The sequence below is a fragment of the Paracoccus sp. FO-3 genome, from assembly GCF_006386455.1.
Classification (GTDB): domain Bacteria; phylum Pseudomonadota; class Alphaproteobacteria; order Rhodobacterales; family Rhodobacteraceae; genus Paracoccus; species Paracoccus versutus.
In genome coordinates this window covers 1-20,368 of record NZ_VCBQ01000092.1, presented here as the reverse complement: position 1 = coordinate 20,368, position 20,368 = coordinate 1, and the positions used below count along the sequence as shown (strand labels likewise).

Genomic DNA, 20,368 nt, shown 5'->3' with positions numbered 1-20,368 from the left:
GCGCTAAGGCCGCGCCGGGCCCGCTGCGCGGCAGAACCGTCGCGCCATCGGTTGCGTCCGGCTGTTAACCCGGCCAGCGCCAGGCGCCGGCCGGGGCCGGACCTATCCACCACCACACGGATCTTGTCATTCTACCACACTGGTCAAGGACGGCGGCCGCGCGAGCGCGGCCTTGCAAGCGGCCCGTGCTGGGCCGTCCCTGACTCAGCGTGTCCGCATGCCTGCGACCGTGCGGGGCGGCTAGAGCCTCGCAATCTTCGGTCTCATCGCTTACATTTCACAAGGAGCATCCAATGAGCGACGTTGACATGACCACCGCCGAACAGTCCCTTGCCGACGACAAGATGCGGGCCGAGATCGCCAAGCTGATCGCGGAAACCTCGAAGATCAATGCCGAGGCCCGCTGGTATCCGCTGGCCGTTGCAACCGGACTCGTCGGAGCTATCGCCGGCCTGACAGCCTTCATCATCAAGCTCTTCGGTCTCTGACCTATGCGGCCCCTTCGGGGGCCGCTTTTACTTCAGCCGGGCGTAGCCTGGTCATTATCTTCCCCGCCAGCAATGCGGAATCGGCCGCGGACGAGGCGGCGCGGAACGGCCGCGGGTCATCGTGCAGATCGGCCCAGGCATGGCCCGTCCAGAACGTCGCAACGTAGAACTTCATGATTCCTCTCCTGACGGCAGCATCCTTATACCTGCGCTGGCAATGAGAAGCGCCCGCACCTCGTCGCGGTCCTGCTCGCTCATATCAGATACCTCAGGAAGCTTGGCTCGGGCGAACGTGACCTTCACGCCGAACGTGACCTCAACTTGGTCCTCTGCCGTATCATCCTTATTTTCCATGGTGGAACTTCAAGCCAAATCCGTTTCAGAAAAATCGCCGCCCTTGTAGAGCAAGGGCACATGGTAAGCTTTCGCGCAGGCGTAGGAGAGCGCGTCCCCGAAATTAAGCTGCGCCGCGTGTCCGACGACCTTGCCGTAAACCGACAGCGCCCGGATCGCTTCCTTCCCCATCCCCGTGGTGATGTGCATCTCTTGCGCTTCGGCCGCCTCGAAAAACCCGTCCACCAGCTCGGCCGCCGCGGCAAAGTCCTCGGCTGCCGCCGGGCCCTTGCCGCGGGCCTGCACCTTGGCCCTGACCAGGGCGAGCGTCGCTTCCATCCGCACGACAGGCGAGAACCGCAGCGTGCCACGCGCGGCCTCCATCGCCTTCAGCAGCCCAGGCGCTTCCGGTTCGTTCAGCAGCACCGCGACCACCGCGCTTGCGTCCAGGAACATCAGTTCTCGCCCCATTGCTCGTCAAAGAACGGCTTCAGGTCTTCGCCCGTGCTGACGAAACCAGCCGCCGCGGCCTTAGCCTGCACCTTCCCCACGCGGGTGGAAAGGCTCTCGCGCGCCGACAGGGCATTGATCTGTGCCATCAGGGCCTGCCGGACCGCTTCGCTCTTGTTCGTCTGCCCCGTCATGGCGCAATATCTAACGAGCAGAGCGTCGATCTCATCCCCTTTGATGTGTATTGCCATCAGTGTATCCCCTATAGTATACACCGTATGTATAGCAAGGGATACACTAGCGCAAGCCGCTTCCGCCGATTAGGAACATCATTGTCAATTGGAATGCACATGGTAATGAAGTCAACTATTTCAATCTATAGCACTTTTGCGAATCTCACGCTGCTGCTGGCAACCGTTCTGCTCATGTGGATGTATTTGCCTATGCAAGCGGAGTTCCTTTACGCTCACTGGCTTGCCTTCTCCAGTCTTGATCCCGTTGCTCATTGGTTTCGAACAGGAGTAATGAGATCATTCTGCTATTTCCTGCTCGGTTGGGTCTACCTGTACGGCTGTGCCATGGTCTCAATCGCAATTGGGAGTCTGAAAAAGCACTTCCTGAAATCAAGGAGAGCCCATCGGTCGCCTGACAGGGCTTAGGATCTGCCCTCGTTCGTTGGCATTCTGGTCGATTGAGGTATATACCTTTGTAAGGAGGATGATATGGGTCTGATCTTCCGTCTCGGCATCGCCAGCGTCGCCGCCTATGCCTTCATGCCCGTCCTGCGGGACATCGCAGCGGTTGACTGGCCTGCGAGGTTCCAACTAAGGCGCCACTGAAGAGTGAGCGTCAAGTAAACACATTTCAAAAAGGTTCGACATGATCAAGTTCACACAAGGTAATTACCCTATTTACATCGCGCGGCAACATATCATCGCGGTCCAACCTGATCAGAATGGGGCGACAAAAATTGTGACCACGGGCCGGGAAACTTCCAATGGTGCGAACTATGCAGCCTTCATCGTCAAAGAGAGCATTGAGGAAGCTGTCGCGGCGATTAACGCTACTTCCAACTAAGGCGCGAGGATATGGCGCAGGAGCGACGATGATGTTCGTTGGTATCTGCCTGATCTACGAGGCTATGCAGCACAGAAAGAAATAATGGGCGTCTGCCCGCAAGCGGGCACCGCGTTCTAGTCCGGCCTGGCGGCCGGACGCGAGCAGGCGGCGAGCGAGACCCCAGGTATCGAGCGACCCGCCTGCGGGAAGCTGGGCAGAAGGTTCGTCGGAGATCCCGGCTGGCGCCGGCATCCGGTTGATCCAGGAGCCGCCCGGGGGGATCGACGCGGGCCAGGCCCGCGCTCACCCCCCGGCCGACGCCATTTCCTTTTCCTTTTGTCCGCCAACAGACCGGCTCTGCAAAGTCAATAGACGCCATCGCCGTGACGGGCTCGGACCCTCCGTAATTTTCTCCTGCGTCGAAAATGACGGTTTCCAAGCCCGTCACGGCGACAAGCCCCCCTCGGGGGGTGGCTATGACTTTGCCGATCCGGCCCGTGGGCCGGGCTTCGCCCTCACCCACTCTGTTCCGCCGGAAACATGCGTTTCCGGCAGGTCAGACCGGCCGAGGCGCAGCCCATCGCGTACAGGGGCACCAAGACCCCGCCGCCATCGCAAAAGGAAAGGATGCCGCTATGGCTGTTTATGAGATTTCCATGACGACCGAGGACGGACCCGTCACCTTCCGGCCAGATGATCTGGACGAATGGCTCGATGAGATGGGCCTTGAAATCCAAGGCTACAACGAAAACCCCCGCCAGCGCGAGGAACTGCAAGGCCAGCCCAAGATCGCCGGCCTCTATGGCCCGTTCTGGGGCGCCTACACCCATGATGGCGAGCCCGTCATCCGCTACGAAGATCCGCAACGCTGCCGCGACTTGAGCCAGTGAGGGAGGGCAGAGCATGACCTTGCGCAATTATCCCGACCTGACCCGCGGCGAAGGCCGCTGGCTCAACCTCTGGGCCGCATTCGACCTGACCGCCGAATATCTCGGCACCTTCACCCTCGACCAACTCCACGAGATGGCGAGCAGAGAAGGCAAATGGATCAGCGCCGTCCAGTATCGCCGCGCCGGCCAGCGCATCGACGAAACCGCCCTTGCGACCCGTTTCAACGGGCTTTGCAAGGGAGACAGCCCTTTCGACTTCACGGGCTTCCGCATCTCGCCGGTCCGCAACGAGTCCAATGATCCCGAATGCACCTGTTTCGAGGTTTGCGAGCCGGGCGAACAAGCGTTCTGGTCCGTCTATGGTTTTCATGCCGAGGCGCGGGAATGGCTTCTGGTCCACGATTGCGAGGCGGGAGAGGAAGGCGAAATTCTGGCCCGTCTGGTCGAGCTTACCGGCCATCTGGTCGAATATCGGGACGCCGGAAAAGCCTATGCCAACACTCGGCTGGCCGATCTGCCCGAGATCATCGGCCAGCGCATACTTGACGAAGTGCCCGATCAGGACGACCCGGCCGCCCGGGCGGACGATGCAGACGCCCACCCCCTGACCGATCTGCGTGAGCGCATTCTGGAAGCCATCCAGCGCCGTGCCTGATCGACATGGCCGCGCCCTGAGGCGCGGCCCCCTGCCCCGAGGATTTCCCATGTTCCACGACACCCCGATGAAGCCGGGCGCTTTGGTCGCACCCTTGAACCTTGCCGCCATCTGCACCGCCCGCGACGCAGCCCTTGCCCGGATAGAGGAAGGCGCGGCCGCGTTGCGCGCCGCCTTCGATCTGACGCAGGAAGCCGCCCAAACCGCCAAGGGCGCGCATGGAGGCTGGCACTCGCCCCGCACCGACCGGGGCGAGGAATCGGCACGGGACCGGCTATTCCCCGCCCGGTTCGATCCTGCCGAAAGCATCGAGGCGTTTCGGCGCGACCTCGATGCCGCGATCTGGACCCGGCTTCTCGAAGAATCCGGCCTGCGCAAGATCATGGATGCCAAGGAACGCGATGATCTGGACGCGGCCATGCAGGGCGACGTGCCGCCGGCCACGATGGACAACATCACCGCCACCATCGAGCGGCTGATGGGCGATGCCGGCGTGATCTGGCGGCGCGGGGTCGCTCGGACCTTCACCCAACTGGACCGGCGTTTCCGCAGCCATGACGGGTTCAAGATCGGATCGCGCATCATCCTGACGCGGGTGTTCAACGAATGGGGCGGCTTTTCCTACGGTGAAATCCGCCAGGTCCTCTATGACATCGAGCGCGCCTTCTCGATCCTGGACGGCCAACCCGACCGTGCCGGCGAACTGGAGCGCGCGATCAGCATAGCCCGCCGCAACACCATCGGGCCGCGCCAGGACGAGATCGAGACCACCTATTTCAAGGTGCGTTGCTTCAAGAACGGCAATGCTCATCTCTGGATGGTCAATGACGAGCTGGTGCGGAAGGTCAACAAGACGCTGGCCGAATACTATGGCGAGGTTCTGGCCGATGCAGCCCCGAGGCAAGACCGCCCCGAGGATTACCGCCCCACGTCAACCGCCGTCGCCCGCGACCTGGCCTTCTATCCGACTCCGACCGAGGCCGTCGCCGTCTTGCTGGACGGGCTCGATCTGCGGGAAGGCCAGCGCGTGCTTGAACCCGAGGCCGGTATCGGCAACATCGTGCGCGAGCTGCTGAAGCGCCCCGTCAGCGTCGATGCCGTCGAAATCCATCCCGGCCGGGCCGATGTGCTGCGCGGCATTGCCTCGGACCGGCTCCAGGTCAGCTGCGCCAATTTCCTTCAGACGAAGCCGCAGCCCGTCTATGACGCCGTGCTGATGAACCCGCCCTTCGCCGGCACCCACTGGATGAACCACGTTCGCCATGCCTTCGACTTCCTGAAACTGGGCGGCGAGCTGCGCGCCATCCTGCCCGCCTCGGCCGAGGTCAACGAAACGCCGGCGCACCAGAAATTCCGGGCATGGGCCGAAACCTTCAGCCCAGGATGGCGCGGCATGTGGCGGGATCTTCCCGCCGAGTCCTTTGCCGAGGTGGGCGTGCGGATCAACACGGTTGTCTTGACGCTGCGCAAGCCGAACCGATAGCGTGAGCTACCTAACGCTTCTTCCTCTTTTGCGATGAGGAACACTTGCCCCCGCTTCGGCGGGGGCCTTTCTTTTCCCTGCCCTGCAACCGCGGCGACCTGGCCGGATGCAGAGCGGCGCGAGCAGGCGGCGAGCGAGACCCCAGGTATCGAGCGACCCGCCTGCGGGAAGCTGGGCAGAAGGTTCGTCGGAGATCCCGGCTGGCGCCGGCATCCGGTTGATCCAGGAGCCGCCCGGGGGGATCGACGCGGGCCAGGCCCGCGCTCACCCCCCGGCCGACGCCTTTTCCTTTTCCTTTTCCTTTTGTCCGCCCAGCACCCGCCTGCCGGCCGGTCAATGGGCAAGCGCCGCGCGTGCCGCGCGTCGTCGTCCAGCCGGGCCGTGTCCTCGGCGCTGCGCGCCTGCGGGCCGCACCACCCCGGCCTCCCGACCCTTGACAGTCCGCCAGTCGGCCGCGGGCAGGGCTGCGCCCTCCCCGCTTCGCTCCGGAAAAAGCACGGGGCTTTTTCCAGATCAAACCGGAGAGGCCACGCCCATCGCGGACAGGGGCACCAAGACCCTGCCGCCATCGCAAAAGGAATGAACCATGGCCGTGAAATTCGACCTCTACCAGCATGTCACCGATCAGATCATTGCCAGCATCGAGGCGGGCACCCCCGCGTGGCGCAAGCCTTGGACGGGCGAGGCTGCCACCATGCAGATGCCGCGCCGCGCCAACGACGAAACCTATCGCGGCATCAATGTCCTGATGCTGTGGCTGGTCGCGATGGAAAAGGGCTATCGGGCGGCGCACTGGTTCACCTACCGTCAGGCGCAGGAGCATGGCGGGCAGGTCCGCAAGGGCGAAAAGGGCGCTATGGTTGTGAAATACGGCACATTTGACCGCGAAGATGCCGAGACCGGCGAGGAAAGAAAAATCCCCTACCTGAAAGGCTACACGGTTTTCAACGCCGAGCAGATCGACGGCCTTCCCGAGAAATTCCATGCCGCCCCGGCCGAGACGGCCCGTGATCTTGGCACCGAGGCCGATCACCGCCTTGACGCCTTCTTTTCCGCCACCGGCGCCGACATTCGCACCAGCGACGATCCGCGCGCCTACTATCACCCGGCGCAGGACTTCATCCACATGCCGCCGATCGCCACCTTCCACGACGCCGGCCGCTACTACGCCACACTTGCCCATGAGGCTTGCCACTGGACCGGCCACAAGTCCCGGCTGGATCGGTTTTCCCGTTTCACCGACCGCAAAGCCTATGCGTTCGAGGAGCTGGTTGCGGAAATCGGGAACTGCATGACCTGCGCCAGCCTGGGCCTGACCCCTGATTTCGGACAATCGGGCGCCTATGTCGAAGGCTGGTTGCGCGCGCTGGCTGATGACAAGCGGCTGATCTTCAAGGCGGCGGCCGAAGCGCAGAAGGCGGCCGAGCTGCTGTTGAAGGCCGCAGGCACCACCAACGAGGAAAGGGCGGCCGCATGAGCGGCCCCCAACAAGACAGGAGGTCCGATAGCATAATTGACCCTGTTGATGAGCTGCGTTCCATCTGGACCGAAAAGGGCGTTCCCGCAGATCGACAAGACGAGATCCTGGCCGAGATCGAAAGGCTGGCGCTACCCGGGGCGAAGATTGGCCCCTTCACCATGCCAAATAAATAGCTTGTATGTTGTTGAAGGCTTCTGCCCTTTCGGCCCCTCAAACGGCCTGGCCCGGCGGATCGACCGCCGGGCCAGGCCATTGCGGCAAGGAAAATTATTCATTGAAACAAGTCGTTATTCCGGAAGGCCGCAGATTGCCGGCAATCTGAGGATTGCCGAAGACTTTTCCTAGCCTGCGGCCGGCCGGCTACCGCCGGCTGAATTGAGGCGCGGCATGCCGCGCCGCGTGATGGTTAGCGTTCGCCACGCAGGCCCTGGGCGGGACCAGGGCGGAAATGTCAAAGCCGGGCACGAGCACTGAATTGTCCACAGCACGCCCTCACGTTCCTTCGCTCCATGATGGCACGTCTCGTTCGGTCGGCTGCAAGCCCAAGCCGCTTTCGCGCCTCGGGTGGACAATTCAATCGGGAGCGTTCCTCTGGATGCGCAAGTTCAGTAGCCTTTCTGTGTCAGGTAACGGTCCAGGCTTTCGATGAACTTTACACGCGTCCATCGCGACATAGGCGCTTCCAGCCCGGTCATGTCCTCGGGGTCGATCTCGGCCGCCAGCTTGGCATAAGCCTCTGCGCTGACCATCATCGTCGTATCGAAATTGTAGGTGGCATCCGATATGCGCTCATGCGGTATCTCGGTATATCGGATGCCTCGCTCGATCTGCTCGATCAGGACCGGGCGAAGCTCCTGAAAGCCCTTGCGGATAACCGCGCCCACCGGGCAGCGGGCCTTTGTCGCCCAGACCTCTGCACGCGAAACAAGATCGGTAGGCATGCGGAAGGTGACCCGGATCTTCTTCCTCTCAGCATCTTTCCCCCCTGCCCTCTTATTTTGCGATGCTATCGCGGCACCCGGTACTGGTGCTACAGCTTCGCGCTGCGCCTCGCTCGTCGCCTCGGCGACAGGCTTTGTCTGTTCCATTGGTGTCACAGCTGGCTCGATCTTTGCAGGCTTTTCAGTTGGTGCGGGAGTCGGGACCAGGCGTTCAGGCTTCTTCGCGACGGTCGAGGCCGGGTTCGGATCGGCCGCGCCTGGCTTCTGGCTCGTAACCGGTGCTGCTGGCTTTGACGTGTCGTGCGGTTCCGCCGTGATTTCGAGGCGACGCGCAAAATTCGGGTCACGTTTTGCGATGATCCCGCGATCCTTCAACCTCGCCATTATTCGTTCTCCTTGATGATGCGGTCAAATTCATCGAGCAGATCGCCCATCTCCTTGATGCCGTCCTGTAGTGATTTTGCGAGCGACCTGTTTGGATGCTTGTCGCGCACGACACCGAGCAAGCCGCTATCGTTCATGCGTTCATAACAAGCCCGCACCAGCACGAAATCATCAAGCATCGGTAGGCTATCGAACATGATTCCCAACTGCTGGCTGGCGGATTCGGTTATCTTCTGTGGAACATGGCTGCCGATGACGCGGAAAGGTGGGACGTTTTCCGGGCGGGTGACGCGATCCTTGAGCCTGACATGCCACATACCTGTCTCCGTGGTGTCGCGCACGTCCTGGGACGATGGGCGACATGGGGCGACGATAAGGTGCGACTCCATGGCCATTTCGTCCTGCGCTTCGGAGCCGCCGCCGAACGTGTCGATCAGGATCAGGTGATCCTCTTCAGGCTTCTCATAGATCGCATTGATTGCAGAAATGACCTCTTCGGCCGAGAGTGTTGCGATGACCTCTGCTCTATCATGCCAGTAACCCTGTGCACTTGCATCGTTCTTCCAATGGTAGATGCCGGCGTTGTCGTCAGTGTCAAAGATTGTGACGCGCTGGCCGCGGTCAATGGCAACGGACGCTAGGCCGCGCACGATGGTCGATTTGCCGCAACCACCCTTCTTGTTCATGACGGAGATGATCCGTCTGCCCACCTTTTTCGCCATCAGCTGTCCCTCTACATTCGATCTTAGGCACCGACAACCGGGAACCCGCAACCATTATCCCGCGACCATAGCGCAACATGCGCAAACCTGCAACTGCAATGCCGCAACCAAAATACAACAAACGGCAACCGAAAGGCGCAAACCGAATACCGCCAACGGTAATAGTGCAACCGACAACTATAAAACGTAAAACGACAAACGGAATACGATGAACAGCGACCGATGACCAGCAACCGGGAAACAGAGACGCACAACCGACAACCGTTAAGCGTCATACAGCATCTGCAACCCAGCTAGAGACAACCAACAAAGCGCAACCGGCAAACGTGGTGCAAAATACTGCATCCAGCATGCAATAAGAAACATACCACAACCGACATACGGCAACACAGAAACCAACGAATAGCGCCAGGATGCGCACAGAGGGGCCGCAGAGCGGCTTCTTCGTTCGCCGACCTTTGTTCCTTCGGAGAGGCAAGAGGCGCGTCCTACGGTCGCTTGAGGCGGTGCCGCGATGCGGCAAGCTGTCGCCTGGGCAGAAACCGGTCTCTTTGTGCCGTACCAGACAACTTTTCTCACGCCTGACAAGGGGCTGCCTGCGGCAGCGCATTTGTCGTTGTTTCTAGGGCGTGAGAGAGTTATCTTGGCACAAAGAGGAAGTGGCAGGAAATGCGGGATGTATACAAGCTTTGCTGCCCAGGTGACGGAGTGGTTTCGATTGGCTCGAAAGACCTTGACCAAGGCCCAGAAGGAGGAGGCTCTTCGCCAGCTTAAGGCGGGGGGCGCAGTATCTACTGTCGCCGATGCCGTGGGTGCACCAGCTGCCACTATCTCGAAGGAAAGGGCCCTGCGCGTCAGGCAGTCAGAGGCCACGACGACTTATGGAAGCGTCGTCACTGTCCGGCTTTCGCCTGAAGAAGTCCGTCAGCTCGACGGGCTGAAGGCCGTCCTCGGCACGGATTCCCGGTCCGATGTTCTGCGTAGCTTGCTGCGATCAGGTGTCGGCATGATCGAATTTCCGCCGGACCAGGCCGCGAAGATCGAGGAAATCAGGCACGAGCTTCACAAGATCGGCGTCAACATCAACCAGATCGCCTTCGCCGCGAACGCGAAAAAGATCAAGCTCGCGAAGGGGCACATGGGTGCGCTCGACGAGTTGCGCGCAGCCTTGCCCCAGGTCCGCACCTACCTTCAGGCTGTCGTAAGCGAGCAACGCCGGCGTGGCATCAGACTGTTCCGGGCCTTCGTGGAGACGAACCAGTGACCGGGATCGCCAGTATCCTCGTCGGCGAACTCGATCTGTCGGGCCGGAACTGGGGCAGGTCGTATACCGAGCTCGAATTTTATCGAGCCGAGCGGGACCGCATGGTCGCGGCGAAGCGTGAGAAGTTTCGCCTCCAAGCCAGTGCGCAAAACCTCTGGAGAGTCGCGCAGGGGTCGAACTCTGCGGTGCTTAAGAAGATCCACAATGGTGGCACCCATACAGCCAAGCAATTGTCCAACCAGCTTGATTACCTGTTCGGTAAGGCGTCAACGATCTTCGGCAACATGGTCGATCATGACCCGGACGCACGCACTCTGTCACCGGATGAGCGAAAGGCAATCGTTGAGCAGTGGTCGGATGAATGGACCGGCGATCCGAAGAATGGCCATACCACTCATCTTCTCATCAGTTTCCCGGCCGATGTTGGAGCCAGGCGTATCCCGCCGATCGTAGAGCAATGGGCCGCTGAGCTGTTCCAGCAGGGCAGTCGCGTCGAAGGAGAAGAATGGGCTTATGTCGCTGCCCTTCATACCGACAGGGCCAACAAGCACGTCCATATCGTCATCAACAACCGTGGCCTGGAAAGAGACACCTGGTTCTACATGGCAAAGGGCCATGCCTTTGATCTTGATGACATGAAGACGCGATTGGTCGAGATTGCAGCCGATCACGGCATGTTCCTGGACAAGAGCAGTCGTGTCGACCGCGGTATCATGACTTATGGGCCATCGCGCGCGGAGATCGAGCGTGCCGGCCGCGAGGGCCGCGCGCCTGTTGAGCGGCCCAGGCAGGGCAGGGCGCTTGCCGATGCCATGGAACAGGTCGAAGAGAACGCACGGATGCTGCGCAGCATGGCATCCTTCGCGTGGATCATCAGCGACGAGGACCTGGCGCTGAAAATCGAAACGGCCGCCGAGACCCTTGAGAATGGCGGTATCATCCACCCCCGAAATCAGGAGATCATCATGGATGCCGAGACCATCAAGACACGTGGAGACCTAGCCTCATCCTTTGGCAAATGGCTGGACGACACCGAGAAGGACATCAGCAGGTTGCCACATGCCGAGCAGCGCGAGATGCGCAGCGAATTTTATCAGATCGCCGCTGAAATCGTGCGCGACCTCGGGGATGACCGCGGTGCGCAGCTGATGCACCACGAGGGCCGCACCGCGCTGTATCAGACTCAGATCACGTCCGACACCGTGTCCGGGATCGGCCAGGAGAAGCAGGTCGGGGAAGACGGCGCCCGCGAGATGAAGTCCAGGATCGAGCATTTGGCCGAGGATGCGGGACTGGATCGGGCAAAGATCAGCGAACGCATGAGCCTTGGCGCGGCGAACGCCTGGCAGGAGCGGGAGTGGATCAAGGAGGATCTTCTTGCCGTCGCCGACGCCAAGAAGATCGACCTGTCCAGCGAAGAGGGCAGGGGACGCGCAGCTGACATTGTGGACGGGTTCTACAACGCCGCCGCGAAAGTCCTATCCCAGGCCATTCAGGTTGATCTGACGCCTGAGAACGATCGCCTGACGCGGACCCTTGGCCACATGGCCGACAGTCTGGGCAAGCACGGCAAGGTCGAGTTCCAGAATGACGATGACGCGCGACGTTTCGGCCAGGACTTCCGCGAGCGGTATGGTCAGGACAGCATGAACCGGATCGCCGAAGGCGATACAGGTGCTTTGGCAGTCGATTTCCCTGACGAGAACCGCCGCCGCGACGTCGCCAAGGCCGTGGTCGCCGCCGCCCGCGTTCATCAGCCGGTCGGACTGACGCTTGAGCAGGTTAAGCAAGCCAACGAGCGGTTCGCAGAGCAGGAAAGTGCAGAGCTGGATCATACCCGCAACAAGGATCTCGGACACGAGCTCTGAGAGCCATTCTATATAGTGTGATGCAAAGAGGCCCGCGCAGCGCGCGGGCCTTGTTTCCATCTCGCCGGTCGTGGTGCTGGCCTACTTGCTCAGCTTGGCCTTCAGCCGATCCTGGAACATCTTCGCCTTCTCTATCCTGGCCTGGTCGTCTGGTCGAAGGGCTTCGCGGGCCTCTTCATCGGTCAGGATAGGTTTCGAGCCTTCAACTTCTGCCATGACCGACCTGGCTGCGGTTTTCTGTGCTGTAGGTTGTTGGTTGCCGTTTTGCGGTTGTTGTTTCGTGTATGAAATGGGCTGGAACTGCTCGAAGCGGGATTGAAGCTGCTCGATCTGCTGACGCATGGCCTGCATCGCGTGACGCTCATCCGGGTAGGGCAGCGGTCTTTTCTGAGCTTCCATGATCTTCTGGAAGAACGGATCTTTGAAATAGACGATCCGGTCTGCGAGGATCGCGTGCTGGCGCTCGGGGATCAGGATGACCTTTGTCGGGTCAAGCTTTTTTACCTCGTCCGGGGTGAGCAGGGGCCGCTCTTCATTCCGGCGCGAGACGGAACGTCGGCGCATCCCCTTGCCATCCGAGGAATAGCTGTCGCTGACCGAGAGCCTAGTCGTCTTGCCCAGGGCTTCCGACACCTCGGCGGCGGTCTTTTTCTCGTTCGGGCTGATGAACAGCTTCATGCCGGCGGCCGACTCGATGGAAAGCCTGTCGTTTTCCTCGTAGATCTTGTCCAGGCCGGGGATCGACTGCGTGATGATGGAAACACGTCCACCATGGCCGGCCAGCTGCTTCAGGGACTGGACTACGATGGGCATCTTGCCGAGCTGGTCGAACTCGTCCATGAGGATCATAACCGGCCAGGGTTCCGTTTTGGGGTTGGGCAGGGTCGCGCGCAAGGTCGCAATCAACTCGCCGAACAGCAGGCGCAGCAAAGGCGCGAGCGTGATGATGTCGTCGGAATTGACCACAAGATATACGGATTGCAGTTCCGAGCGCAGCGTCTGCCAGCTGAAATCATTGCCGCTGGTCACTCGGTCGATCTGGGGGTTGACCCAAAGACCGAGGCCGGCGCCCTTCAGGACGGAAACGTATGACGACAGGGTGCGGTCGGCATAGCCGCTGAAATCGGTGAAAATGTCTCTGGTTTGTGGGTGGCGGGTCTCTGCGGCGCGATTCTTATACTCGGCTGATTTGTCGGCACCGCCGAAAAGGATCCGGGTGATCTCGCCGATCGTCGGCTTGCCGCGCTCGATGGCCAGCATCCCACCGGCGACGAACAGTTCGCGTGCGCCCACGATGAAGTCGGCTGCGCCGCCTTTCTCGCTGGTTGTCAGAAAATAGGTCGCGAGCTTGCTCAACTCGGTGAACTGCTGGTCGGTATTCTTCAGCCGCGCGATCCGTTCCAGGGGGTTGTAGCGGTGAGACTGATGCTCGAAGTCGAAGGGGCTGAAATAGAAGATCTTGTCACCCTGCGCCTGCCTGTAACGGGCTGTGGCCTCGAAGATTTCGCCCTTCACATCAAGGATCACGCATGATCCCGGGAAAAGCAGCGTGTTCGGGATGACATAACCGACGCCTTTGCCCGCCCGTGTCGGCGCCACCATCAGGCAATGTGGAAACTTGTTCCAGTCGGCGGCGACGAAGCGATTCAAGCCGAGGATGCGACCGAGAAGCCCCCAGCGGTTGTGACGGGCAAAGACCAGGCCGCTGCCGATGGCCTTCATCAGTCCGTTCTTGCGGATTTCGGCGCGTGTCTGGAAATGCGCCTTGCCGTATTCCGTCAGTTGCTGCGTGAAGGATAGGGCCAGCACCAGAAGCACCGTGGCACCAATGGCCGCCCCGACGATCTGGTAGCCGGCGCGCCAGGGTTGCAGCATGATCCGTTCCCAACCGGGAAACTCATTCACCAGGATGAAGGGGTCGGCTGTGGAAATATTGGCACCGAGCTGATGCTGGACCCACATGCCACCGATCATGAGCCCGACTATGGCGCCGACCACGATACCGATGGGCAGTGCGATAAGGGTGCGGCTCATGACCTACCTCACAATTCCAGGTCGCTTCCGGCTTCATGGCGCCGTTCGGCTTGCTGGTCCTGCTCAACCTGCGCTGCTGCTTCGGTCACGACCTGCCGAAATGCATCTGTGACCGGGCCGCGATCACGTGCGGGCAGTTCCCTGATGTTCTCGCGGACGAAGGTGATGTCGTCTCTCATGCGATCCACCAGACTCATCATCATGTCGGTGGATGAGCTCTCGATCCTTTGCAACGTCGCCGCATTTGCATCCGCACCAGGTTCGTGCTCGTTGCCGGGGTCCACGTAGGGCCTGCCGTTGACGTAGATAACGCGCTCGCCCCTCGCCTCCGCTTCGCGGCCAGCCGCGACAGCCTCCTGCTGCTGGCGTAGAAGATCAGCTTGTCGATCTTCCCAAGATTGCTGCTCCTCGGTGCGGTTAAACTGCGCCTCGGCCTGCGCCCCGAGATAGTCAGGATCGCCGGCGGCGTCATAGTCGATCTCGTTATCACGGCGATGTTGCTCGTGGTATTCGCGCAAGGCGGCAATGTTCTCATCGGTCGGCTCAAGGTCGGCCTCGTCGTCGGGGCTTTCCAGCCGCAGGTCGGGATCGCGTGATGCTGCCTCCCTGATCTGCCCCTCGGTCATTTCCAACTGCTCTCCGTCGCCAGTAACCACGGGAATGTGCAGTTCACCGCTGTTTGCTCGCAGCTCCAGCTCATCGAGGTGCATCTGGCGCATCTCCTCGAACGCTGCATCCAGCTCCGCATCCTCCTGCTCTTGAGCGCGGCGCGCGTCGTCCGAAATCTCGTCTGCCATTCTGGTATCGCCATCGGGGAACCGCGCCTCATAATCTGCAATGGCATCGGTCCTCACATCGACTGATGTGGCGAGGCCCTGGGCCTCAAGGAGTTCGTTGAAGCGGTCAACACCTGCCCGATAGTCCGTCCCCGCCTCGGCAAGCAAATCTTCGCTAATCTCGTTTTGCGAAATTTTCTCGACTATATTCATCACTGTATCCTCAAGATGAGTGCGGGCTTCGCCGGGCTCCATCTTTTCTGCCTCGACCAACACTTGGCGGCCGGTTTCGATCAGCGCGTCAGCCTTCTCACGCAGTTCATCGGGCGTAAGCGCCTTATTCGTTTCATCAGTCTGTGCCATTGAAAAATCCTTTCTGGCCCGTTTGACGGGCTGATCTGGGGGTAATCAGGTAAGATGCTCATCCAGAGCGGGGAAATAGACTTCCATGATGCCCCGCCGGTCGCCCTGCCGCCCTGTCTGGATCACCAGGTCGATCGACCCGCGCAGGTATCGCAGGATTTCGGCGTAATTGAGCCTGATACCCGTGTTCAGGACCAGGAAAGCTAGACGGTCCATGGCCTTGCGGGCTGTTTCCGCATGGATCGTCGTGAAGCTGCCGGCATGGCCGGTATTGATTGATTCCAGAAACGTCATCGCCTCGGCGCCACGCAACTCGCCGAGGATGATGCGGTCCGGCCGAAGTCGAAGTGTCGCCTGCAACAGCTTCTCGGCCGAGCGGGACGAGTTTTCCGAACGCGAGGCGATCAGGCTGACATGGTTCGGCTGATGCGGCAGCAACTCGGCCGAATCCTCGATCAGAACCAGCCGTTCGGAATCGTCAATCATCCATTGCAGCCTGCGCGCCAGCTCGGTCTTGCCGGTCGACGTGCCGCCTGAAATGATGATGTTTAGCTTCTCCCGCACGCACCGCTCAAGGAACTCATCCGCAATCGTCCCGGCCTCGGTGGCCTCGACGAGCTCGCGCATGCCCCGTATCTTCTCCAGCCGCTCTGCCTCCAGCGATGATCCCTGCTGGCGCAGGACGGCAAATTGCTTCGGCTGTTCTTCCGCCCTGCGGCGACGGAACAGCCGGATGGATACACAGGTGCCGCCCGATGACGCTGGTGGAATCATCGCCTGGACGCGCAGCGTGACCCCCTTGTAGGTCACGGTGGTCGAAATCATCGGCTCGCTGTCCGTCAGCCTCAGCTGGGCGGTATTCGCAATCTGCTTTGCCAGGTCCGTGACCTCTTCAACGGAGATCGCATGCCCTTCGAGCGGTTTCATTGATGCTGCACCGGCCTTTTCGACCCAGATCAAGGCGTCGCTGTTGATCGCCAGCTCGATGGTTGCAGGATCGGTCAGCGGCCCATCGAGCTTTGCAAGGTAATGGTCGAGATAACCGTTCATCAGAACAGCTCCAGATCATTGTTGACCCGAACCTGCACGACTGCGCCCTGATCGACCGAGATCGTCGGCGGCACGTCCAGGTAGCCCTGCATCACATTACCAAGCGCGGTCGATGCACCCTGGCCTACATTTGCCGCCGTGGTCGAAGCCACGTCATTGTTGCTGTTCCCGTTTTCGTCGTCGTCCTCCATAGCAGCGGTGATGATCGCTGGCAGCGCGCCAATGACTGAAACGGCGGCGGCTGCCCCGAACCGGGCCAGTGTGTGATTGTTCACATGGCCGGGCATTCCCGAGCGGCCGATCCGGTCCGTGCCATAGCCTTCCAGCTGGACCGATTGCCCGTCCGAAGTCACAAGGCGGTCCCAGGCAATCAACACCCGGCGCTGGCCGCGATCCACATCCGAACTGTAGCGGCCATAGAGCTTTGACCCACGAGGGATCAGCACCTGGCTCATGTCCATCGACCAAACGTCATAGCTGACATTGGCCGCGACGTTCCCCGAAAGCGCCGAGCTGATCGCGGTTTCCAGCGTGGCCTCGATCATCGTGCCCTGGATGATGGTGTTGCTCGGATTGGCGATCACCTGGCTGCGGGTCACAGTGGATTTCTGGGCGCCGGCGCGCAGGAACGCTTCGTCGCCCTCATATTTCCGCTCTTCGCCCTCGCCGCCACCCGCACTGGTTCCGCTGGCGCGAAAGGCCACCATCGGCGACTGGATCTGCGCCTGGCGCCGGGCCTCTTCTTCCGCCCGCCGGGCCTGAAGCTCGGCCAGACGCTGCTGTTCGAACATCGCCTCGTCCTGCTGCTGCGCGAACATATCGGCCTGGTTGTCGAGCTGCGATTGAAGGCGCATCCGCTCGCGCTCGGCCTCCGCCACCTGGGCGTCCTTCGCCTCGCTCTCCTTCCGCACGGCCTCAAGAGCAGCTTGCAGCTTTTCCATCTCACCGGCCCTGGCACTGGCCTGGTTTCGGAGCTCGGCAATCTCAGCCATCATCCCGTTCAGTTGTTCGTCGCTGATCGCGCTTTGCTGAACCGCGGGCTGTGCCTGTGGCTGCGGTGCCGGCCGGCTCTCCGGCCTCGGCCGCGAGATGGTGAAGCCGTCCAGACCAGAATTGTCCTGGAACTCGTTCACCTCGGATGTGGGCAGATTCAGTGAGGGCTGCTGCGGGGTGGCATCAGGCGCGGCCAGGAAGGCGTAGCTGGTCAGCGCGGCTCCGGCAATGAAGGTGCCCGCGCCGATGGCATAGGGCCGCCACCGGCTTGGCTTGCTGACCTTGCCCTGGATGCGTTTCAACCGTTCCTGGATGCTGTTGTCGTCGTTTTCGTTCGCCATGGCGCGATACCCCTTTACCTGACCACCGAAGCCGGCTCCCCGGTGACGCAGACGTAGCTGTCGCCATAGCGCAGCACCCAACGCTCGGATCTGCCGGCAACGGTGATGATGGTGCCGTTCGTCGTGGTGTTGACCGTGTATTCCTGGCCCTTCGCATCTGCCCTGAAGACCGAGGGCATCGGCGCGCCGGCGGGGATCTTGAAGTAGGTCTTGGTGCCGTCATCGCTCACCCCGACTGGCGCAAACTCCGCGCCCGTCGATCTGGTCGAAACCGAATAACGCATACGCGGCAGGGTCGCGGAGGCCTCGGCGGCCGCGCTGGAAGCCCTGCGCGTCGAACGGCCCGAGCCAGGGACTGAGAACTTGACCGACCAGGACGGTGTGCCACGTGCTGTTTCGGTGACCTGCATGAAATAGAAGCGGCGGTCCGTTTCGACCGTCATGTTGGTCGAGGCACCTTCGACCACCGGCTTCACGGTGAAGACATTGGAACCTTCCAGCTTGTCGATCTGAAAGCTCTCGCTGTCTCCGATCGCGATCGACTGGATGTTCTCGCCGTCACCCAGCTCGATCAGCGTCACGTTCCGGACCCGGGTCTGAACGTGATAGACCTGACCGCTTACATAATTGGCATAGGTCACGCGGCTGTCACGCGAGCCGGCCTGTGGCCGGGCTTCGGCCAGCGCCAGCCCCGGTATCGCCAGGATCAAGGCCAGGGCGGCGGTGGTGGTGATGGGTTTGATCATTTCAGGCCCTCCTGTTGCGCTTCCAGCGAGTCCGGGGTGGAACGGTAATCCGTGACGGTGAAGCCGAATGGGTTCTGCCAGACCAGCTCCAGTGCGGATTGCTGGCTCGGCACGAACTGATAGGTGACGGTGGCGGTGAAATTGCCGATCCGGTCATCCTCGCCCGGGCGGGTCAGCGTCTTGACGAAGCGGACCGTTGCGGTGTTCGGGTTGATCTGGTTGATCGACAGCACCTCGATGCTGACCTTGCCGGACTGGCCGTAAAGCGTCAGGGGGTAGTTTTCGTGACCTTCGGTCCACTGTTCGCGCAACGACTGTTGCGCCTGGCCGGCCGACTGACGATAGACCCGCAGAATCCGGTCCTCGTTATCGTTCACGTCATAGGTCTCGCGGCTCATGACGTAGTTGTAGAGCAGGCTCTGTTTCACCGCGTCTGCATGCTCGATGCTGGCCCGCTCGATCTGCACCGCCCGCTCGGCCTGGCCGGTGTTGCGATCCACGATGGTCAGGAAGGCCTGCGTCTCCTTCAGCGGCAGGGTCATCAACGCCACCGTAATCCCGCCCAGGCCGACCAGGCTGCCGACGATGCCCACCATCCACCCCATGCGCTCACGGCGGGGGACGCCGAAAATAATCTCGTTTTCGAGAATCGTCCTCTGTTCAGACTCTTGGTCTGTCATGAATTTAACTCCTGATTTCAGGCAATTAAGCCGTCTGAATTAATTTCCGCCGCGCAGCCTGCGCATGTCGTCGCGCTTCTGGCGCAGCATGGCGCCACGTTCGCGAAGCTCGCGGTCGCGATCCTTCTTCACCTGTTCCGGACTGTCGGCCGTGCCGTTCTTGAAGCCTTGGGCGATCAACTGCCTGTCCTGGCGGTATTGCTGCAGCTGCTTCACGCCCGGCAGCTGCTTTGCCGTCGCGGCAGCGCCGCGCTGCCCGAGGCGCAGGACTTCCGGTGCGATGGTGGACAAACGAAAATGTCCGGTCATCTGGCCGGCCGCGTCCGGGATCGCCTTCAGCGCGAAGATGCCGACGAAAACCACGACGCAAAATCCGAGGAGCTGGTTGATCGTTTCAACATTTTCCTGCGGCACAAATTGCTTCTGTGCTACGACTATGATGACCGAGATCACGGCCGAGGCGGCGATCGGATACATCAGGTAGCCGACCAGACTTTCGAGCCATGCTTCGAACATGCCTTTCGACCGCTCGAAGATCGTGGCGGTGATAGCCAAGGGCGCAACGCCGAGCAGAACCGCGATCATGATCTTGGCGAAGGCCACGATCAGAACATAGCCCGCCATCAGTAGAGCGAGGATTGCATAGAAAAATGCGCCCAGCACCCCGCGCATGATCGAGCCCTGCGACCTGGCCACGCCGTCAGCGGCGTCCGACATATTGACGGCCATTTTGTCCATCGCGCCATAGATGCTGTCCGTGCTGGTCGAACTGGCGACGTTGAAGAACTCCATGGCCAGCGTTTCGCCGGTATGGGCGAAAGCCTGATAGACGACGCTGAAATTCGACCAGCTGAAGGCGAATATGTAGATCATCACGATGCGGGTCGCGATCTGGATCGCATCGCGACCACTCATCTGGTAATAGCCGACTGCCATATTGATGCCGATCAGGATCAGCAGGATGGTGCAGGCGATCGTCATCACCGGCAGCATCCCCGAGGCTGAGGCCTCGAAGAATTTTTCCCCCGCCGACACGATGCTCGTGTCGATTGTCCCCATGATGTCACTGACGATGCCCATCAGAACTCGCCTCCGCACATGGCTTCGACCTGATCGCGAATCTTGCGTCCCTCGGTCTGATAGTGCTCGCCCCATTTAAAGCGGTTCCAATCCTCACCTTCCTTTTCAGTCAGCTCGGCTTTGATCAGGTTGACCCCTTGGAAGGGCGCGACTTTGCCGGCGCAAGTGCAGTCGCGCTTGTCGAGAGCATGCTTATATTTCACGAAATCGTAGATCGAACGGGTAGCAAAACCCTCATCACTCACCCGGTCGTTGTAGACTGTTGTCGCGTTGCCCTTTAATCTGAGA

At 60.9% G+C, this 20,368-nt stretch carries 22 protein-coding genes; 8 read left to right on the top strand and 14 right to left on the bottom strand.

From position 1 onward, the window contains the following. The first annotated feature begins 293 nt into the window (after positions 1 to 293). The gene (locus FE811_RS20460; RefSeq protein WP_116171357.1) at positions 294 to 488 is read left to right on the top strand and encodes a hypothetical protein; all 195 of its coding nucleotides are present in this window, start codon (positions 294 to 296) and stop codon (positions 486 to 488) included. Between the two features lies 1 nt (position 489). On the opposite strand, the gene FE811_RS27590 is transcribed toward FE811_RS20460, so the two are convergent. Genes FE811_RS27590 through FE811_RS20445 form a run of 4 tightly spaced genes read right to left on the bottom strand, consistent with a single transcriptional unit; the run spans position 490 to position 1,522 of the window. Continuing rightward, entirely contained in the window at positions 490 to 663 is a 174-nt protein-coding gene (locus FE811_RS27590) for a hypothetical protein (protein WP_166436162.1), read from the bottom strand. Next, positions 660 to 842 (bottom strand): hypothetical protein, encoded by a 183-nt coding sequence (locus FE811_RS20455; RefSeq protein WP_116171356.1) that lies wholly within the window; start codon positions 840 to 842, stop codon positions 660 to 662. The genes FE811_RS27590 and FE811_RS20455 overlap by 4 nt, the downstream gene beginning before the upstream one ends. Positions 843 to 851: 9 nt before the next feature. Next, positions 852 to 1,277, bottom strand: a complete 426-nt coding sequence (locus tag FE811_RS20450; protein ID WP_181180908.1) for a type II toxin-antitoxin system VapC family toxin — start codon at positions 1,275 to 1,277, stop codon at positions 852 to 854. After that, on the bottom strand, positions 1,277 to 1,522 hold the full coding sequence (locus FE811_RS20445) for a type II toxin-antitoxin system VapB family antitoxin (protein WP_140848566.1): 246 nt from the start codon (positions 1,520 to 1,522) through the stop codon (positions 1,277 to 1,279). The genes FE811_RS20450 and FE811_RS20445 overlap by 1 nt, the downstream gene beginning before the upstream one ends. Positions 1,523 to 2,150: 628 nt before the next feature. Between FE811_RS20445 and FE811_RS20440 the strand changes: the two genes are divergently transcribed. From FE811_RS20440 to FE811_RS20420, 5 genes are all read left to right on the top strand, one after another. Continuing rightward, positions 2,151 to 2,348: a hypothetical protein gene (locus tag FE811_RS20440; RefSeq protein ID WP_140848564.1), complete on the top strand. Its 198-nt coding sequence runs from the start codon at positions 2,151 to 2,153 to the stop codon at positions 2,346 to 2,348. A gap of 617 nt (positions 2,349 to 2,965) precedes the next feature. Further along, a complete protein-coding gene (locus FE811_RS20435) occupies positions 2,966 to 3,220 on the top strand; it encodes a hypothetical protein (RefSeq protein ID WP_123130496.1) in 255 nt (84 codons plus the stop codon). A 13-nt stretch (positions 3,221 to 3,233) separates the two neighbouring features. Next, positions 3,234 to 3,875 carry a hypothetical protein gene (locus FE811_RS20430; protein WP_140848562.1) on the top strand — a complete coding sequence of 214 codons (642 nt, stop codon included), beginning with the start codon at positions 3,234 to 3,236 and terminating at the stop codon, positions 3,873 to 3,875. Positions 3,876 to 3,924: 49 nt separating this feature from the next. After that, positions 3,925 to 5,358: a DUF4942 domain-containing protein gene (locus FE811_RS20425; protein ID WP_140848560.1), complete on the top strand. Its 1,434-nt coding sequence runs from the start codon at positions 3,925 to 3,927 to the stop codon at positions 5,356 to 5,358. Between the two features lie 586 nt (positions 5,359 to 5,944). Beyond that, positions 5,945 to 6,835 carry an ArdC family protein gene (locus FE811_RS20420; protein ID WP_140848558.1) on the top strand — a complete coding sequence of 297 codons (891 nt, stop codon included), beginning with the start codon at positions 5,945 to 5,947 and terminating at the stop codon, positions 6,833 to 6,835. A gap of 608 nt (positions 6,836 to 7,443) precedes the next feature. Here FE811_RS20420 and FE811_RS20415 read toward each other — a convergent pair. Both FE811_RS20415 and FE811_RS20410 read right to left on the bottom strand, forming a co-directional pair. Beyond that, on the bottom strand, positions 7,444 to 8,163 hold the full coding sequence (locus FE811_RS20415) for a hypothetical protein (protein WP_140848556.1): 720 nt from the start codon (positions 8,161 to 8,163) through the stop codon (positions 7,444 to 7,446). Continuing rightward, a complete protein-coding gene (locus FE811_RS20410) occupies positions 8,163 to 8,885 on the bottom strand; it encodes an AAA family ATPase (RefSeq protein ID WP_140848555.1) in 723 nt (240 codons plus the stop codon). The genes FE811_RS20415 and FE811_RS20410 overlap by 1 nt, the downstream gene beginning before the upstream one ends. Before the next feature lie 676 nt (positions 8,886 to 9,561). Here FE811_RS20410 and mobC point away from each other — a divergent pair. Both mobC and FE811_RS20400 read left to right on the top strand, forming a co-directional pair. Next, entirely contained in the window at positions 9,562 to 10,149 is a 588-nt protein-coding gene (gene mobC / locus FE811_RS20405; protein WP_181180907.1) for a plasmid mobilization relaxosome protein MobC, read from the top strand. Further along, the gene (locus FE811_RS20400; protein ID WP_140848552.1) at positions 10,146 to 12,017 is read left to right on the top strand and encodes a relaxase/mobilization nuclease domain-containing protein; all 1,872 of its coding nucleotides are present in this window, start codon (positions 10,146 to 10,148) and stop codon (positions 12,015 to 12,017) included. The genes mobC and FE811_RS20400 overlap by 4 nt, the downstream gene beginning before the upstream one ends. Positions 12,018 to 12,098: 81 nt before the next feature. Here the strand turns inward: FE811_RS20400 and FE811_RS20395 are convergent, their stop codons facing one another. The 8 genes from FE811_RS20395 to FE811_RS27585 all read right to left on the bottom strand — a co-directional run. After that, positions 12,099 to 14,051, bottom strand: a complete 1,953-nt coding sequence (locus FE811_RS20395; protein ID WP_140848550.1) for a type IV secretory system conjugative DNA transfer family protein — start codon at positions 14,049 to 14,051, stop codon at positions 12,099 to 12,101. A gap of 8 nt (positions 14,052 to 14,059) precedes the next feature. Then, positions 14,060 to 15,190, bottom strand: coding sequence for a hypothetical protein (locus FE811_RS20390; protein WP_140848549.1), 1,131 nt, complete (start codon positions 15,188 to 15,190; stop codon positions 14,060 to 14,062). Between the two features lie 45 nt (positions 15,191 to 15,235). After that, entirely contained in the window at positions 15,236 to 16,240 is a 1,005-nt protein-coding gene (locus tag FE811_RS20385; protein ID WP_140848547.1) for an ATPase, T2SS/T4P/T4SS family, read from the bottom strand. Beyond that, positions 16,240 to 17,574, bottom strand: a complete 1,335-nt coding sequence (locus FE811_RS20380) for a TrbI/VirB10 family protein (protein ID WP_140848546.1) — start codon at positions 17,572 to 17,574, stop codon at positions 16,240 to 16,242. The genes FE811_RS20385 and FE811_RS20380 overlap by 1 nt, the downstream gene beginning before the upstream one ends. Before the next feature lie 14 nt (positions 17,575 to 17,588). Continuing rightward, positions 17,589 to 18,320 (bottom strand): TrbG/VirB9 family P-type conjugative transfer protein, encoded by a 732-nt coding sequence (locus tag FE811_RS20375; RefSeq protein ID WP_116171313.1) that lies wholly within the window; start codon positions 18,318 to 18,320, stop codon positions 17,589 to 17,591. Beyond that, complete coding sequence (locus tag FE811_RS20370) at positions 18,317 to 19,000, bottom strand: virB8 family protein (RefSeq protein WP_116171314.1); 684 nt, start codon at positions 18,998 to 19,000, stop codon at positions 18,317 to 18,319. The genes FE811_RS20375 and FE811_RS20370 overlap by 4 nt, the downstream gene beginning before the upstream one ends. Before the next feature lie 39 nt (positions 19,001 to 19,039). Continuing rightward, on the bottom strand, positions 19,040 to 20,080 hold the full coding sequence (locus FE811_RS20365; protein WP_181180906.1) for a type IV secretion system protein: 1,041 nt from the start codon (positions 20,078 to 20,080) through the stop codon (positions 19,040 to 19,042). Beyond that, positions 20,080 to 20,368 (bottom strand): hypothetical protein (locus FE811_RS27585; RefSeq protein WP_181180905.1); only part of this gene is annotated, 289 nt, incomplete at its 5' end. The genes FE811_RS27585 and FE811_RS20365, both read right to left, overlap by 1 nt.

Coding starts and splice junctions, on each gene's coding strand:
- FE811_RS20430 (WP_140848562.1), top strand. CDS start 3,234: ATGACCTTGCGCAATTATCCCGACCTGACCCGCGGCGAAGGCCGCTGG.
- FE811_RS20440 (WP_140848564.1), top strand. CDS start 2,151: ATGATCAAGTTCACACAAGGTAATTACCCTATTTACATCGCGCGGCAA.
- FE811_RS20415 (WP_140848556.1), bottom strand. CDS start 8,163: ATGGCGAGGTTGAAGGATCGCGGGATCATCGCAAAACGTGACCCGAAT.
- FE811_RS27590 (WP_166436162.1), bottom strand. CDS start 663: ATGAAGTTCTACGTTGCGACGTTCTGGACGGGCCATGCCTGGGCCGAT.
- FE811_RS20420 (WP_140848558.1), top strand. CDS start 5,945: ATGGCCGTGAAATTCGACCTCTACCAGCATGTCACCGATCAGATCATT.
- FE811_RS20445 (WP_140848566.1), bottom strand. CDS start 1,522: ATGGCAATACACATCAAAGGGGATGAGATCGACGCTCTGCTCGTTAGA.
- FE811_RS20375 (WP_116171313.1), bottom strand. CDS start 18,320: ATGATCAAACCCATCACCACCACCGCCGCCCTGGCCTTGATCCTGGCG.
- FE811_RS20365 (WP_181180906.1), bottom strand. CDS start 20,080: ATGGGCATCGTCAGTGACATCATGGGGACAATCGACACGAGCATCGTG.
- FE811_RS20395 (WP_140848550.1), bottom strand. CDS start 14,051: ATGAGCCGCACCCTTATCGCACTGCCCATCGGTATCGTGGTCGGCGCC.
- FE811_RS20435 (WP_123130496.1), top strand. CDS start 2,966: ATGGCTGTTTATGAGATTTCCATGACGACCGAGGACGGACCCGTCACC.
- FE811_RS20380 (WP_140848546.1), bottom strand. CDS start 17,574: ATGGCGAACGAAAACGACGACAACAGCATCCAGGAACGGTTGAAACGC.
- FE811_RS20455 (WP_116171356.1), bottom strand. CDS start 842: ATGGAAAATAAGGATGATACGGCAGAGGACCAAGTTGAGGTCACGTTC.
- FE811_RS20385 (WP_140848547.1), bottom strand. CDS start 16,240: ATGAACGGTTATCTCGACCATTACCTTGCAAAGCTCGATGGGCCGCTG.
- mobC (WP_181180907.1), top strand. CDS start 9,562: ATGTATACAAGCTTTGCTGCCCAGGTGACGGAGTGGTTTCGATTGGCT.
- FE811_RS20390 (WP_140848549.1), bottom strand. CDS start 15,190: ATGGCACAGACTGATGAAACGAATAAGGCGCTTACGCCCGATGAACTG.
- FE811_RS20370 (WP_116171314.1), bottom strand. CDS start 19,000: ATGACAGACCAAGAGTCTGAACAGAGGACGATTCTCGAAAACGAGATT.
- FE811_RS20460 (WP_116171357.1), top strand. CDS start 294: ATGAGCGACGTTGACATGACCACCGCCGAACAGTCCCTTGCCGACGAC.
- FE811_RS20450 (WP_181180908.1), bottom strand. CDS start 1,277: ATGTTCCTGGACGCAAGCGCGGTGGTCGCGGTGCTGCTGAACGAACCG.
- FE811_RS20410 (WP_140848555.1), bottom strand. CDS start 8,885: ATGGCGAAAAAGGTGGGCAGACGGATCATCTCCGTCATGAACAAGAAG.
- FE811_RS20425 (WP_140848560.1), top strand. CDS start 3,925: ATGTTCCACGACACCCCGATGAAGCCGGGCGCTTTGGTCGCACCCTTG.